The organism is Rickettsia asiatica (assembly GCF_007989425.1).
In the GTDB taxonomy this organism is placed as follows: domain Bacteria; phylum Pseudomonadota; class Alphaproteobacteria; order Rickettsiales; family Rickettsiaceae; genus Rickettsia; species Rickettsia helvetica.
Genome location: NZ_AP019563.1, coordinates 766,562 through 782,488 on the forward strand (window position 1 = coordinate 766,562; position 15,927 = coordinate 782,488).

Consider the following 15,927-nt stretch of genomic DNA (forward strand, 5'->3'; position numbering starts at 1 on the left):
CTGTAAGTTTTGACGAAGCAATCTCAGGAGTTTATTATTATTTCATGAGATTGCCACGCAGCCTACGGCTGCTCGCAATGACGATTTGGTATCCACGCAACAAAGCTTTACGAGGAGTGAAGCGACGTGGCAATCTTGTCAAGCATCCTGAGATTGCTTTGTCAATTACTTTGTAATTTCTTCGCAATGACGTAAACTTTTCAAATTATCAACTTGTTTCTAGGCAATGTCTCATTTTAAATTAAAAAATCTATTGTCTTCTTAAACTCCTTTGTTATTATTTTTAGAATAATCTTTTAATAATAATTCTATGTAAAATTTCAAAATTTTCATCTATACCAACTGTTGGTGCAGCTATAGAAGTAATGCATTATATATTTGGACATTTAAATAGCGAAAAAACTGAAATAGATACCAAAAAAACTATAAAAATTAAGCATTCACTATTGCATAGATTAATGTCTAATTATCCATATGAAAGCTACAAAAATCATGAATTGTTGAAAAATTATAAAATAATATAGAGACCCGGCTTTTTTGAATATAAATTTAGATGGTGAATCCATAAAATGGATACCGGATAAAATCATTCCTAAAACACCTGATACGCTAACTAAAATTCAAGTAATGAGTCTTGCTTTTCAATGTAGTATATTAAATAGATACAATGAAACTGCTAAAGAGATATTTAAATATATAATTACAGCAACAAATTTATATTTTAATCACTTTGCAAAAGAAGTTGAACAATATAGCAAATGTGCAGAATATATACTTCCTGTGCTAAAACTTATTGAACCGGAATCTAAGCTTAAAATTATCCAAGCACTAGTACTATATATAAAATTCAGCTTGGATTTGTCAGGTCAATTCTCTGATTTACTAATGAAAAATAAAAATTTTGAAGAGGCAAAAGCGTTACTTGAAGAATCTATTTTTTTGTTAAATAATAATACTGAAGATCAGGTTTTAGCCCAGTGGTATTATAGAACAGGTTGTGCTTATTGAGGAAACCGGAAACTATTATATGTCCACTAAATGTTATGAACATGCCTTTGTGCTTCTACGCACACATCCAACAGCAGCCTATCATTTATGGTCTAATTATAGAATACAAGGCGAATTTGATAAAGCTAATGACTTAATACAATATGTGCCGATAGAATATATAAAATACATTCTAGAAATGTTAACTAATCCATATGAAATTTCTTATGAGAAGTTAGATTTAATTAAAAAAAATACCTTAGTTCCCTTTTATTTATCAATATATGACGGCTGTGAATACATGGCTTTTTATAACAAAATTTCCAATACATAAACAATTACAAAAAAACAGCAATCAATATTAACCGAAAAACTAAAAGCAATTAGTGATGCCCCAAGCAACATACTTCTAGCATTCTCACTCGCCCTATGTAGTATAAGCAATTTAAAACGGCTTCTGATCTTTTAAATAAGATGCCTGAGCATCAAATAAATTTGTATGAAAAGGCTATTATAAAGCTTTGGAGTTACGTGGACCCAAATTATACATTACCTCAAAATAATACTCTAAATCCCAATGAAAAAGTAGAAGTTCTTAACGCGGTTAATACCGGTTTAATAGCAGATAACGAGACTAAATTAACTTCTGAAAAATCTGAAAAGATTTTCCAAAATGTTGAAAACGCTCTGCAAAATGATTCTTGCAATGAAAATACTTTAGAAATTGGGATAGTTACCGCCTTATTAAATAACAATCAAGAAAAAGTGTAAGATATGCAAGTAAATTAAGTCAAAAAAAACAAGAAGAAATTATTGCAAGCTATTCCCCCGATAACAAGCAAATAGAAAATTTAGAACAATTAATTGATCAATATGATGCAAAAAAATTCATCAATATTATAAACTAAAAAAGAAACATGAATTTTATCTAGCCATTCAAAAGATTACCCACTGCAATAATAATTCTTGGAATATTCCTAAAGAAGGTCAAATTAAAATTGATAATCAGGAAGTAAGAGAAGGTACGGCTAAATTTCTTGGCAAATATAGAGGATTTGATTGTTACGGTACAATTTCTAAAAAAATCTATAATACCTTTGATAAAAGTAAAATTATGTCTTTTATTTCTGCTTTAAAAAAAGGAATAATATATCACAAACACGGAGTAAATGGAGTTAAACTTATTAAGGAAAATGCTTTTAAAGCTAAGTGGGACTGTGATGACCGACTATTTACAAATATATTATATTTTAACGAACAAGGGTTATTATTAAATTTTGATGAGTACGGTAACCATGCTGAAGTAAAAAAGTTTATTAGCGGTCATCATCTGGAGTTTTATAATGTAGAGTGATTAAATTTAAGGTTATGCTTTGTTGTATGACTTGATTTTCATGGTCATTGCAAGGAAAATTACAAAGTAATTGATGAAGCAATCTCAGGATATTTGACGAGATTGCCACGCAGCCTATGGCTGCTCGCAGTGACGATATCTATATTTAATGAGCAATGCCTAAAACTTAGGATAATTTTGTAGTAGAACTTAAATAATCATTACCGTATTTCTCAATATAATCATCATATTTATCTTTAAAATCAACAAGATTTTTTCTATGAGAAAGAGCAATAATTCTTATTGCTATGGATTTTGCAAAATCACGATCGTGCGTTACTAATATTACCGTACCATCAAAATCAATTAGAGATTTTTTAAGAGCTTCTCTTGACTCTATATCAAGGTGATTTGTCGGTTTTCATCAAGAACCAAAATATTACTTTTTTCTAACATCATTTTAGCAAGTAATAACCTTGCACCCTCGCCACCGCTTAAACTCAAAATATTTTTATTTACTTCATCACTATGGAATAATACTTGCCCAAGCGTATTTCTAATAGTATTTTCCGTTTCCTTTTCAGATTGCTTTTTAAGCCAATCAATAATACTAATATTTTCATTAAGTAACTCATAGTGATCTTGAGCGAAATAAGATATTTGTGATTCACCCCACTCATAGCTACCTTGATCTGCTGATATTTTATTCATTAAGATTTTTAATAAAGTAGATTTACCGATACCGTTTGCACCGATAATAATAATTTTTTCTCCTCGTGATACGTTAAAACTAACTTTATTTAATATTTACTTATTCTCAAAATCTTTAGTTATGTGATCGATTTTTAATACTAATTTTCCTGATGATCTTAGTTGTTTAAATCTAAATAACAGACTAATTCTTGAAGATTTCTGTATATCCGGTAATTCTATTTTCTCTAACTGCTTTTCTCGGGAGGCACTTTGCCTTGCTCTCGTCCCTGCTCTAAATTTATCAACCCAAGCCTGCATATTTGCTATTTTCTTTTCTAAAAAATTACGCTTGCTTAGCCTCTGCGTAGCTATTATCTGATTTTCTTGAATAAAATTATCATAATTTTCCGTATATAGTTTTATTTCTCCATAATCTATGTCCAAAATATCCGTTGCGACATTATTTAAAAAAGCTAAATCATGCGATATAAAAATTAATATTCCCTTAAAAGAGTTTTTTAAATAATTCTCAAGCCAATATATTGAAATAATATCTAGGTGATTTGTCGGTTCATCGAGTAGTAAAATATCGGGATTATTAAATAGACTTTGTGCAAGTAAAACACGTAACTTATAACCCCCCGATAAAACAGAAAGCGGCTCATAATGATATTTTTCGTTTATTCCAAGACCTATAAGCAAGCTAGCTGCAAAAATTTCCGCAGTATAACCGTCGTTATCATATATTACTTGCTCAAGTTCACCAAGCTTATACCCATCAATTTTAGTATTTCCATAAAGAAATTGATCTTGTTTTAAACAACTCTTAAAAGACCTTATTGGCATTGCCCGTGTGGATACTGAGGTGTCATTGCGAGCAGCCGTAAGCGTTGTTGCATGGATCAACTCCACCGCTGTCCATATTCCCCATGACTTGATCGCGAATCCAGTTTAAAATACTAAAACCATTAGTATTTTAAACTGTTTTTTGGATACCGTGGTCAAGCCACGATATGACACATCAAGCACATTTTTCGATCCACGCAACAACCTCTCCTCGCAATGATGATATCAACTGCTTCGAGGCAATGCTAATATTTCTTCAATAATTCAAGAGCTTTTGCAAGATCTACTATATATTCTTCTTGTTTTTCTAAATCTTTAAGTTTGAGGCTATTATTTGTCTGTTCTTCATCACCTATGAAAATAATAAATTTAGCATTTTCATTAAGGATGCGTTGTATTCTTTTAGCTATTTTACCTAGAGGTTCTATGATAGTAGCAATATTTTGTGTTCGCAATTTATCTACAATTTCTAAAGCATAACAAATATTATTTTCACCTATAGGTAATACAGCTACTAGACTTAATGACGATATATTATATTCTCGCATTAAAGCAATTCGCTCAATACCAGCGGCAAAACCGATAGCCGGTACATCATCATTATTACCCATGATTTTAGCAAGCCCATCATATCGACCGCCAGCAAGAATAGTAGATTGTGATCCAAGCTTTTTCGTAGTGAATTCAAAAGCAGTATGACAGTAATAATCAAGCCCTCTAACTAAACGTGGGTTTATACTATATTTCACACCTAAAATACCAAGATATTTTAGTAACTCATCAAAATATTCTTTGGATTCATCACTGTAATATTCAGATAAAACCGGTGCTGCAGCTACTATTTTTTGATCAATCTCGCTTTTTGAATCAAGGATTCTCATAGGATTTTTGATCAGCCTTATTTTGCTTTCTTCCGATAATTGATCTTTAAAATCATTTAGATATTCTACTAATTTTTGCTGATACACGCTTCTTGATTCACTGCACCCAAGAGAGTTAAGCTCTAAGGTAGTATCCTGCTCTATTTCGAGTGCTTTAAGTATGTCTACTACCAGCTTTAAAGTTTCGGCATCAGTAATAGCACCTTTAGCTCCGATATACTCGTAATTTAGTTGGTGGAATTGACGTTGACGCCCTGCTTGCGGTCTATCATAACGAAAAACAGGACCGATAGAGAAGAACTTTAAGGGTAATTTATGTTGTAAACCATTTGAGATGAAGCTTCTAATAATACCGGCCGTGAACTCGGGTCTAAGAGCTATAGATTCATTACTTTTATCTAAAAAACTATAGATTTCTTTACTGATTACGTCAGAGCTTTCACCCATTGAGCGGTTAAAGACTTTGGTATACTCCAAAATAGGAGTACTCATTTGTTTATAGCCGTATAATACTCCAACATCTCTTGCCTTATTAATTATATAGTTGTGCACTTTATAATCATCCGGCAAAAGATCTTTCATTCCTCGGAGTGGTTGCAGCTTTTCAGTCATTTGGTTAATTTTGTTTTGTTGTGTGGATCAACGCCATTGCGAGCAGGCATTGTTGCGTGGATAGGTTTTTCCGTCATTGTGAGGAAAAACTGTAAGTTTTGACGAAGCAATCCAGTAAAAAATTCTGATTTACAGAATTTTTTTATTATTTTTCTAGATTGCCACGCAGTCTACGGTTGCTCGCAATGACGATAGGAATAACATCTAGTTCTGCTCTTTTTTCATAAAAAATGATCTTACAATATATAAAACAAATATTGTAATAAACCAATATATTAATGCACGACCTGCCGTTAATAGGTTAAAATTTCCTTTATATATTTCATCACCGTACATTTGTGTAAGTAATAGATAGATACAAGCAAACAAAATAAACGGTGCAATAATAAATACTATAGGACATTTAAATGATCTTTGAGCAGTCGGTAATTTTATCCTAAACATCATTACTATTATTGCTACAGCAATATAATCAATAAGTGCTCCCATTGAAGTTAATTGTGTTATAATTTCAGTAGGACAAAAACCACCTAAAAACGCTGCAAGTGCAGAGAATATTATAATCGTAATATACGGGCTATCATATTTAGGATGCAACTTTGCAAAACTGTTCGGTAGTAAACCGTCACGTGCGATAGCATAAAAAATACGAGAAGTACCGTAAATATTCATCATCAACACCGTCATCATACCGCAAACCGCTCCAGTTGAAACAATTGCTGAACCAATTCTACTATTATTGATAGTCAAGGCATAAGCAAGCGGACGATCATTATTTAGCTGATCGAAAGGAGCTATACCGGTAACTAAGCCTGACATTACCACATATACTAAAGTAGTTAAAACTAGTGATCCTATAATACCGATCATTATATCACGTTTTGGATTTTTACATTCTTCAGCTGCGGTTGCAATTGTTCCAAAACCTGTAAAAGCTAAGAACAAAATAGAAGAACCCATCACGACGCCACTGAAACCGAACGGCATAAAATTACTCCAATTAGTAGCATCAAAATGCGGAGCAGCTGCCACAACAAAAGCAAATATTGCTGCCATTTTTATAAAAACTAAAATAGCATTTATTTTTTTACTATCTTTAGTACCTAAAAATAAAATAAATCCAATAAATGCCGAAATTAAAAATGCCGGTAAATTTATTACTCCACCATTTGAAGGTACGGTAGTTAAGGCTTTTGGTAAGTATACTCCTCCAACCTCTAATATTCCTTGTATATAACCAGACCAACCGGCTGCTACTATTCCGGCAGATACTCCAAACTCTAATATTATAACGCTACCGATCATCCAAGCAAATACTTCGCCGAATGCAACATAGGAATAAGTATAAATACTGCCGGAAGTCGGAAGCATAGCGGCAAGTTCGGTATAAACAAGTGCAACGAAAATACAGGTAATACCGGCAATTATATAAGATATCATCACTGCAGGTCCTGAAAATTTAGCAGCAATTATACCGGTAACGACGAATACGCCCGTACCGATCATTGCACCAAGACCTAGTAATATTAAATCGAATGCTCCAAGCGTTTTGCTAAGACCGCTTGAGCTACCTATCTCCTTTACTGATTCAAAACTTTTCTTCCTTAAAAAACTCATTAGTTTCTCCTATTTTAGTGAGCTTATTTTGTATTGCCTAATGTAATAATTTTTTCGTCATTGCGAGGAAAAATTGAAAATTTTGACGACGCAATCCAGTTAAAAATGCTAATCTTTAGCATTTTTTTATTATTTTTTCTGGATTGCCACAGCCACTTCGTGGCTTCGCAATGACGATTTGGCATCCACTCCTTGCAGGAATGACTACCTTATCTCCCTAGTAATCCATCCGCCGCCAAGCACTCTTTCGCCTGCATAAATAACGCATGCTTGCCCAGGGGCAACGGCTTTTTCTTCGGATAAAAATTTTACTTTCATTTTATCATCACCAAGTTTACTGATTTCGGCTAGACGAGGCGGTCTTGTCGAACGAATTTTAACGGCTACTTCTAGCTTTTCGTTATCTTTAATCTCATCTGCAAGCCAATTCACGTCTTTAATTATAAACTCCTGTACGTTTAATGCGGACTCCGGTCCTACATATACTATATTGTCCTTAGGATCAATCTTTACTACATATAAAGGCTCATTATAAGCTATACCAAGCCCACGACGTTGCCCTATAGTGTAATTAATTATACCGCTATGCTGCTCTCCTAGCTCAAACCCGTTTACGTGAATAATCTTACCGCTTTCACTGCTATCTGGACGTATTTTATTTATTACGCTCTTATAATTTCCGTCAGGTACGAAACAAATATCTTGGCTGTCAGGCTTATCCGCTACCTCAAGCCCAAATTTACTAGCAAGCTTTCGTGTTTCATCCTTAGTAAGTCCCCCAAGAGGAAAGATTAAATATTTTAATTGCTCTTTAGTTGTCGTAAATAAAAAATAACTTTGGTCTTTTGCCGGATCAAGTCCCATATGCAACTCCGCTCCGTTATCACCGTTTATTTTTCGTACGTAATGACCAGTAGCAAGCTTATCTGCCCCAAGCTCTCTAGCCGTTTTAATTAGATCCCTAAACTTTACCGATTTATTACATTGTACGCACGGCAGCGGTGTTTCACCTTGTAAATAGCTATCGACGAAATTATCTATTACCGACTCTTTAAATTTGCTCTCATAATCAAGTACGTAATGAGGAATACCTAGCTTGTTTGCTACCATTTTAGCATCGTAAATATCCTGACCGGCACAACAGGCATTTTTTTTCCCTACTGCCATACCATGATCATATAGCTGCAAGGTAATACCTATAACATTATGTCCCTGTTCATGCAGCATTGCGGCAACCGCCGAACTATCAACCCCGCCCGACATTGCGACAACTATAGTAGACTGCTTATCCCCTAAATTAATCATACCAACCTTAAATAAACAGCAAGTTATACTAAATTTATAATTAAATTACAACACTATCTTTTAACATATTAAAATGCTACAATTGGTGCTGTTTAATAATTATCGATTTCGTCATTGCTTCGTCAATTACTTCGTAATTGACGAAGCAATCCAGTTAAAAATTCTGATTTATAGAATTTTTATTATTTTTCCTGGATTGCCACGCAGCCTACGGCTGCTCGCAATGACGACTCGGTATCAAGGCAACAAAGCTTGCTCACAATGACGTAGCTTAAAGAATTTAAAAAATTAAATTATATGTTATTTAAAATATTATACAAGACGATTATTAAGTTAGCTCTAATTTATTTTATACTGATTATTTTAGAATATGCACGTCAAGGTTTTATTAATGACGTATCGTTACAAAAAGTAGATTTATCTATTCAGAATTCTATAAAAGAACCTATTTATTTAGTTTCTTATGCCGACGGTCCGGAGCATGTTTATCGTAATCAGAATGCAACTACTCACTATGCAATTAATAAAGGTATAGATTTCATATTTAACTATAAGAAAAAACACATAAATCAAGCGTTTATAGAAAAAAATCAAGAAATTTTTAATGAACCTGCAGGAGCGGGGTTATGGCTATGGAAGCCTTATATTATACTTGAAACAATGAAAAATGCACCGGAAGGAGCCATTATAGTATATTTAGATTCGGCTTTTGTTATTAAAAAGCATATCAGTAATTTAACAAATCTTTTAGGCGATAATGATTTATTACTGGTACATGATCGCAATCGTAAAAATGGTAGTTTTGTTAAAGGCGAAACTTTCGCTTTAATGGATTGTCTTACTGACAAATGCAGAAATGATGATCACATTTGGAGTGCCGTTATTATTGTGCGTAATACTAAGCTTTCTCGTTCTTTTGTTGAAAAATGGCTAAAAAGTTGTGAAGATATTAGAATTCTTTCAGGCAAAGATTATAATATCTATCCTAATTACGATGAATATAAATGGCATCATTCCGATCAATCGGTACTTAGCCTTATATATCACAAAAATCCACAATCGGTTAAAGTAATAGAGTATGAAGAAACAACACCTTCTTTATCTTGGTTCCACCGTAAATATTCAAATAGCTCACCGTTAAAGCCGTGGTATAGCATATATGGTATAGAACCTATAATTAACTTTAATACTAACGGCAAAGTTTTACCTTCTACCGCTCTTATAAATACTCTACCGGTTGTTAGACTTCGTAAATGGGTTATCGAGTATACTCGATGAGCCGGTGTTGTTGCATAACTCCAAAATCGTCATTGCGAGCAGCCGTAGGCTGCGTGGCAATCTCATGAAATAATAACAAACTCCTGAGATTGCTTCGTCAATTACTTACATAATTTCCTTGCAATAACGATATCTCTCTTACTTTAAAGAAACTATAAGATAAGGTAAGTACTTTAATGTCTTGCATTTCAGGGTCAAGCTCAAAATCCTTATCTATATAAAATGTAACCGGCATTAAGACTTTTTCGCCGGCTTTTAATAATTGTTCTTCAAAACAAAAACAATGAATTTTTACGAAATATTTTCCTGCTTTATTTGGAGTAACATTATATACGGAAGTACCTATTATATCGTTATCGCTTAGATTTTCCGTTTCATAGAACACTAGAGTATTCTGCCCCGGAATAATTTGCACTCTTTGCTGCCTTGGGATAAAACGCCAAGGCAAATCTTTATCAACATTAGTATCAAACTCGATAATTATAGGTTTAGTGCCTTTTACCTTAGAATATACACTCACTGTTTCTTTTACAGTAGTGCCGCCATATCCTGTAACTTTACAAAATAAATTATAGATAGGTACGGAAGCAAAACTTAGTAACACCATACTAATTATTAATCCCAACAAGGAAAAAGCTAAATTTTTATTGGATTTTTTAGACATTATTTGATTTTATTTAAAAATACTCTAGAAAAAGTTTATTTTAGATCATATATGTGTTAGTATAAAGAAAAATAGTTTTTAAGGTTAGTATGACTAATAATATTAATGCATTAGCAATTTCTAGCGAATCAGGATTTTATAGCTACTTACAGAAAATCAATAAAATTCCTTCACTTACGCAAGAAGAAGAATTTTTATTAGCGAAATCCTATTTAGAGGAGAATGATTTACAAGCTGCACATAAATTAGTAACGAGCCATCTTAAGCTTGTTGCAAAAATTGCAAGCGGCTATAGGACTTACGGTCTTCCTATTACCGAACTGGTTTCAGAAGGTAATATAGGTTTAATGCAGGCAGTAAAAAAATTCAATCCCGAACTTGGTTTCCGCCTATCAACATATGCGATGTGGTGGATTAAAGCAGCCATACAAGAATATATATTAAAATCTTGGTCATTAGTAAAGATGGGAACAACGGCCGCACAAAAAAAATTATTTTTTAGTCTTAATAAAGTTAAGCATAAAATTACTAATTTATACTCAAGGGCTATTACTACCGATGATTTTGCACAAATAGCAGATGAGCTAGGCGTTTCGGTTAATGAAGTTTCTGAAATGAATACTAGAATTTCAGGTCCTGATTTATCGTTAAATAACTCTATAAATAGTGATGATGCAGAATCAGGAGAACTAATAGAACTATTACCGGAAACACGCCCTACTCCCGAAGCTATGGCTGTTAATAAGCAAAATTTTACCAGTAAAAGGAAGTTACTATCAAATGCTATGAAGATTTTAAACGATAGGGAACTTCATATTTTAACAGAGCGTAAATTAACGGATACTCCTAAAACTCTAGATATTCTAAGCAATGAGTATAATATTTCTAAGGAACGTATTAGACAAATAGAAAATACGGCTTTTAAAAAAATAAAGAAGTTTATTTTAAACCATAGTAGAGAAGTAGCTTAACATTCTTAATCGTCATTGCAAGCAGCCGTAGGCCGCGTGGCAATCTCATGAAATAATAACAAACTCCTGAGATTGCTTCGTCAATTACTTACGTAATTTCCTCGCAATGACGACCTTCAGTATCCACACAACAATGCCTGCTCGCAATAACGATTTTGGTATGTCCACGCAGGCAAGCCTTCTCCCAACGATGAAGCATCAATTCAGCACACCTGACCACTCAGGATCAGAAGCATCTGCCGGTGTTATAATTTCTCTTTCATTATGACCTGTTAGATCAATTGCAAAAATTTTATTCTTTCCCGGAGCTTTAGCTCTTGAAGGCCAACCTTTAGCAAACATAATAACTCGTCCGTTAGGCGACCAACAAGGACTTTCGACTAAATATCCGCTTGTTATTATCCTTTCACTATTCTCATCATCTTGGGGGCATGCTTTCATAATTCCGATATTAAAAGTTTTTCCTCCTTCTCCTCTAGTAATCTTAGTAAATGCTATATAGTCTCCTCTAGGCGACCAGCTAGGAGCTGCGTAAGAACCACCGCCAAAACTAATACGCTGAACATCACTTCCATCCGAATTCATGATATATAATTGAGGAACACCGTTTCTATCGGAATTATACACAATTTTTTTACCGTCCGGTGAATAGCTAGGAGAGGTATTAATACCGAATCCGTCAGTTAATTTATGAAGCCGTTTAGTAGCAAGGTCAATTTCATAAATATGCGTCGAGCCGTTTTTAGCTATCGACATTACAGCTTTTCTACCGTCCGGTGAGAATCTAGGAGCAAAAGATATACCGGAAAAATCACCTACTATGCTTTCTTTGCCTGTTTTTAAATCTTTTTCATAAACGAGTGCTCTTCTTTTAGTAGCATATGAAACGTAAAAAATCTTATCCGCTGAACGAGCAAATCTTGGGGTCAAAACTAGTGATTTACCGTTGGTAAGGTATTTATTATTAGCCCCGTCATAATCCATCAAAGCAATTCTTTTTATTTTCGGTAAAGAACTACTTTCTGATACATACACTATTTTGGTGTCAAAATAACCGGCATCACCGGTAATTTTTTCATAAATTTTATCGGCAATTTTATGTGCTGCTCTTCTCCATAGATTTTCCGGTACTTCAAGCATTTCACCGGCGAGCTGTTTTTCAAGCAACGTATCCCATAATATAAAGCTAATTTTAAGTTTACCGCTTTCTAGTTTTTTAACTTCACCGTTTACTAAAAGACTAGCATTAATTTGACGCCATGCAGCAAAAAGCGGTTTATATTCTATTCCTGTCTGCTCTTCTATAAAAGATGCAGAGGAAATAGGACGGAATAACCCCGAAAGCTTTAAATCATTAGAGATAACTTTAACCACATCGTGACCTACTGCGTTATCAGTAGAACTATCAGCATTAAATTTATTTACTGCTATAGGTGTAGGGTCAGCTCGCCCATGCTCAATATTTATTGTTTCAAGTGCATAACCGGTAAAACTAAATAATAGTGATAGTATAAAATATATAATATTTCTCACTCAAAATACTCCTTTTTATAATTAACGTCATTGCGAGGAAATTGCGGCTTTGTTGTATGGCTTAAAAATCGTCATTGCAAACGAACAAAGTGAGTGCGGCAATCCAGAAAATAATTACAAAAATTCTGTAAATTAGAATTTTTGACTGGATTGCTTCATCAAAACTTACAGTTTTTTCTCGCAATGACGGTAAAAATCGAGCCACACAACAACGCCTTTGGTCACTCGCAATGACACCTTGCGAAACTACCCAAAAATCTTCATTAATTCTTCCCATTCTCTTTTAGTCATGCCGCTAGTCTCATGGGTAACTTTCTCACCTTTTATCATTCTTTTAATTATGTCCAAACCTTTACGTGAAATATTTGCTCCCTGCAAACGATATTCCTCAAAAGCTTTGTAAGTAAAAGGTACCCAAGCTTTGACTATCTCAAGCATTTTTTCGGCATAAACTCTAATTTCATATTGAGCATGAGGATCGGCACGCAACCTTAAGAAATGAAGTAAATTATGTAAATTAATCTTCCAATACCATTCAGTATAATAATTTAAAGTTAAATTCATACGGGCAAGCTCTCTTGCTATCCCTGTGGCGTTCTCATCTATAATATTACCCTCTTCATCGGCATTCATCAGCTCCTTATAATGCCCGTAGCACTGTCTAGCATCTTCCTCTAAAATTGTAAGGACCTTTTCAGCAACTTCTTTCGGCAAGCTATCCCCTTCCCTACATTGTTTATTTACGGCAGATTGGGAAGCAATATTTGCCGGTTCAGGTAGATAAAATTCATTGCCTAAAATAGAATATCTTGCCGAATATTCATTAACACTAGCCGTTCTATGTCTAATCCATTGTCTTGCAATAAATATCGGTAGTTTAATATGGAACTTGATGTCACACATCTCAAAAGGAGTGGTATGATAGTGACGAAGCAAGTAGTTTATCAGCCCTTTATCTTGGTTTAATTGCTTCGTACCCTTACCGTAAGAAACACGTGCTGCTTGTACTATAGCACTATCATCTCCCATATAGTCAATAACTCTAATAAAGCCGTGATCTAACACTTTTATAGGCTCATATAAGATTTCTTCAAGTGCCGGAACTGTTGCTCTTTTTGTGGTGTTGTGCATTCTATCCTCTGTATTCTTTAATTATCAGGTGTCATCCCGTGGACAAGCCACGGGATGACATTTCACGACAAATAACTATATAAATTCTTACCGTTTCTTTTTAGCCATAATTTTGCCGGTTGGTATTCAGGATATATATCCTCAACTAACTGCCAAAAATTTTCGCTATGGTTCATTTCTTTTAAATGTGCTATTTCATGAGCTACTAAATATTTCAGTACTTCAAAGGGGGCAAAAACTACCCGCCAATTAAAAGCAAGATTCCCTTTGCTACAACAACTCCCCCAACGGCTAACATTTTCTATTATTCTAATGTTAGAATAAGTCAAATTATGTTTTTTGGATATATTCTCTACTATTATTTTTATTTCTGCTAATAATTTCTTTTTAAGGAATACTTCTATACTAAGTTTTTTTAGTACCTTACTGCAATACACTTCTAACGTAGAATCATTTAGTTTTATCTGATTTTTAGACGAATCAATATGTATTATTTCATAAGATTTACCCAAAATAGAAATCTTATCTTCATCCTTTGGTATCACAGTTACATTACGATGTAATTTTTGCCTAACCCAATATTCTTTACTTAACAAAAAATTATGACCTTTTTCGGCTTTTACCTTAAGAGGTAATACAAGCTCTGCACCTTTAGGCGTAATTCGGATGGCTATATTTTTAGCTTTGCTACTCCTCCTTACTATAACATTTTGAGGTTCGCCGTATTTGGTAAGAGTAATAAAATCTTCCATTTAAAATTCTATATATTTGCTTGGATCAACTGCTATTTTGTTTTTACGCATCGCAAAATATAACTTATGTTCTACATGTCCGATAACACTATTTTTAGCAACTTTATCACCTTTTTTAAGTAATAAATCGTCTAAACTCGCATATGCTACTTCCAAATCGTCTTTATCTAACTTAACTATTACTAAATTACCGAATTGTTTATTAAAGCCTGAATATATTACCGTTCCTGCAGCTATCGATTTAACTTCGCTATATTCTTTAGCTACAATATCTATCCCTTTACTTTTACCGGCTTTAAACTCGGTAATAATTACCCCATTTAACGGTTTTACAAAGTTTAATTGTGCTATCGCTCCTTCATCTTTGTCTTCATTCCGAGATACAGGAATCTCAATATCATCATTATCATCTTCTATAATTTTTGCCTTTGGTTCCTCGAGTCTACCGCTAACTTTTTCTGATGTAGAAGTATCTTCCATAGTTCTTTGAACTATCATTCCCTCATCGTGATCTAGTGCGGTAGAATTATTATTTGCAGTAACATCTCCTACTTTATACTCAATTGGAGCCGGTGGCTGATCAACGCAAGCAACTAAACAAAAACATATAATGATACTAAGTGCAACAGGATATTTCATATATTTAACAAAACTATTATTTACATTAGAAAACAAATCTTAGAGTCTATCTGTAAATAAATTTTAATTGATAATTAAAGAGCTTTTATAGCGAAAATTAATAAGATTTTTGAAGGAATAGTTATTCATATTTCAAAAAAATCTTATAATTTGTAGCAAAAAAGAATTTAATTAGCTTTAAAATTTATTTACAGATAGACTCTTACATAGTATATAATTTTTATCACTATTTTCCATCAAAAAATTAACTATGAAAACTTATAATATTGTCATAGCTAGTGATCATTCAGGTTATGAGCTTAAGTCTAAAATTATCAATTATTTAGAGCAGAAATCTCTCAAGATTTATGACTGCGGAACGAATAATACACAAACCGTTGATTATCCTGATTATGCTAAGAAAGTAGTAGATATTATTATTGAAAAATTAGCTCCTATCGGTATTTTAATTAGTGATACGGGGATTGGTATGTCTATAGCTGCTAATCGTAGTTCGGAAATAAGAGCCGCTTTGTGCAATGAGATATTAACTGCCGAAAATGCTAAAGCTCATAATGATGCTAATATCTTGATACTCGGAGCAAAAACCATAGATCACAAAATAGTATTTGATATTATAGATAAGTTTTTAATCACTAAATTTGAAGGCGGCAGACATAGCACCCGCCTCTCAAAGATAAAGTAG

Annotated in this window: 16 protein-coding genes; 6 read left to right on the forward strand and 10 right to left on the reverse strand. The window is 33.4% G+C overall.

The window, feature by feature from the left end:
- The first annotated feature begins 537 nt into the window (after positions 1-537).
- The 3 genes from RAS_RS04470 (at position 538) to RAS_RS04495 (ending at position 2,341) form a co-directional block, all read left to right on the forward strand.
- Complete coding sequence (locus tag RAS_RS04470) at positions 538-1,008, forward strand: hypothetical protein (protein ID WP_147142715.1); 471 nt, start codon at positions 538-540, stop codon at positions 1,006-1,008.
- A 453-nt stretch (positions 1,009-1,461) separates the two neighbouring features.
- Complete coding sequence (locus tag RAS_RS04485; protein WP_010423435.1) at positions 1,462-1,758, forward strand: hypothetical protein; 297 nt, start codon at positions 1,462-1,464, stop codon at positions 1,756-1,758.
- A 343-nt stretch (positions 1,759-2,101) separates the two neighbouring features.
- Complete coding sequence (locus tag RAS_RS04495) at positions 2,102-2,341, forward strand: hypothetical protein (RefSeq protein ID WP_147142718.1); 240 nt, start codon at positions 2,102-2,104, stop codon at positions 2,339-2,341.
- A gap of 375 nt (positions 2,342-2,716) precedes the next feature.
- On the opposite strand, the gene RAS_RS09830 is transcribed toward RAS_RS04495, so the two are convergent.
- From RAS_RS09830 to mnmA, 5 genes are all read right to left on the reverse strand, one after another.
- Positions 2,717-3,127, reverse strand: coding sequence for an ATP-binding cassette domain-containing protein (locus RAS_RS09830; RefSeq protein ID WP_332094818.1), 411 nt, complete (start codon positions 3,125-3,127; stop codon positions 2,717-2,719).
- Positions 3,128-3,859 (reverse strand): ATP-binding cassette domain-containing protein, encoded by a 732-nt coding sequence (locus tag RAS_RS09835; protein WP_232049140.1) that lies wholly within the window; start codon positions 3,857-3,859, stop codon positions 3,128-3,130. It lies immediately after the preceding gene.
- Positions 3,860-4,104: 245 nt separating this feature from the next.
- The gene (hisS, locus tag RAS_RS04510; RefSeq protein WP_147142721.1) at positions 4,105-5,352 is read right to left on the reverse strand and encodes a histidine--tRNA ligase; all 1,248 of its coding nucleotides are present in this window, start codon (positions 5,350-5,352) and stop codon (positions 4,105-4,107) included.
- 204 nt (positions 5,353-5,556) lie between these two features.
- Positions 5,557-6,969, reverse strand: coding sequence for an amino acid permease (locus tag RAS_RS04515; protein WP_147142724.1), 1,413 nt, complete (start codon positions 6,967-6,969; stop codon positions 5,557-5,559).
- 204 nt (positions 6,970-7,173) lie between these two features.
- Positions 7,174-8,274, reverse strand: coding sequence for a tRNA 2-thiouridine(34) synthase MnmA (gene mnmA / locus RAS_RS04520; protein ID WP_147142727.1), 1,101 nt, complete (start codon positions 8,272-8,274; stop codon positions 7,174-7,176).
- Between the two features lie 297 nt (positions 8,275-8,571).
- Between mnmA and RAS_RS04525 the strand changes: the two genes are divergently transcribed.
- A complete protein-coding gene (locus RAS_RS04525) occupies positions 8,572-9,552 on the forward strand; it encodes a hypothetical protein (protein WP_147142731.1) in 981 nt (326 codons plus the stop codon).
- 97 nt (positions 9,553-9,649) lie between these two features.
- Here the strand turns inward: RAS_RS04525 and RAS_RS04535 are convergent, their stop codons facing one another.
- Entirely contained in the window at positions 9,650-10,216 is a 567-nt protein-coding gene (locus tag RAS_RS04535) for a cytochrome c oxidase assembly protein (RefSeq protein ID WP_147142736.1), read from the reverse strand.
- Positions 10,217-10,305: 89 nt separating this feature from the next.
- Here RAS_RS04535 and rpoH point away from each other — a divergent pair, with 89 nt between their 5' ends.
- A complete protein-coding gene (gene rpoH / locus RAS_RS04540; protein ID WP_147142738.1) occupies positions 10,306-11,187 on the forward strand; it encodes an RNA polymerase sigma factor RpoH in 882 nt (293 codons plus the stop codon).
- Positions 11,188-11,385: 198 nt separating this feature from the next.
- Here the strand turns inward: rpoH and tolB are convergent, their stop codons facing one another.
- The 4 genes from tolB to RAS_RS04560 all read right to left on the reverse strand — a co-directional run bounded on the left by tolB (position 11,386) and on the right by RAS_RS04560 (position 15,278).
- Positions 11,386-12,720, reverse strand: a complete 1,335-nt coding sequence (tolB, locus tag RAS_RS04545; protein WP_147142741.1) for a Tol-Pal system beta propeller repeat protein TolB — start codon at positions 12,718-12,720, stop codon at positions 11,386-11,388.
- Positions 12,721-12,966: 246 nt separating this feature from the next.
- On the reverse strand, positions 12,967-13,851 hold the full coding sequence (gene thyX / locus RAS_RS04550) for an FAD-dependent thymidylate synthase (protein ID WP_147142744.1): 885 nt from the start codon (positions 13,849-13,851) through the stop codon (positions 12,967-12,969).
- 62 nt (positions 13,852-13,913) lie between these two features.
- Positions 13,914-14,603, reverse strand: a complete 690-nt coding sequence (locus RAS_RS04555) for a M48 family metallopeptidase (RefSeq protein ID WP_147142747.1) — start codon at positions 14,601-14,603, stop codon at positions 13,914-13,916.
- Positions 14,604-15,278 carry a murein hydrolase activator EnvC family protein gene (locus tag RAS_RS04560; protein ID WP_172616129.1) on the reverse strand — a complete coding sequence of 225 codons (675 nt, stop codon included), beginning with the start codon at positions 15,276-15,278 and terminating at the stop codon, positions 14,604-14,606.
- 214 nt (positions 15,279-15,492) lie between these two features.
- Here RAS_RS04560 and rpiB point away from each other — a divergent pair, with 214 nt between their 5' ends.
- Positions 15,493-15,927, forward strand: a complete 435-nt coding sequence (rpiB, locus tag RAS_RS04565) for a ribose 5-phosphate isomerase B (protein ID WP_147142749.1) — start codon at positions 15,493-15,495, stop codon at positions 15,925-15,927.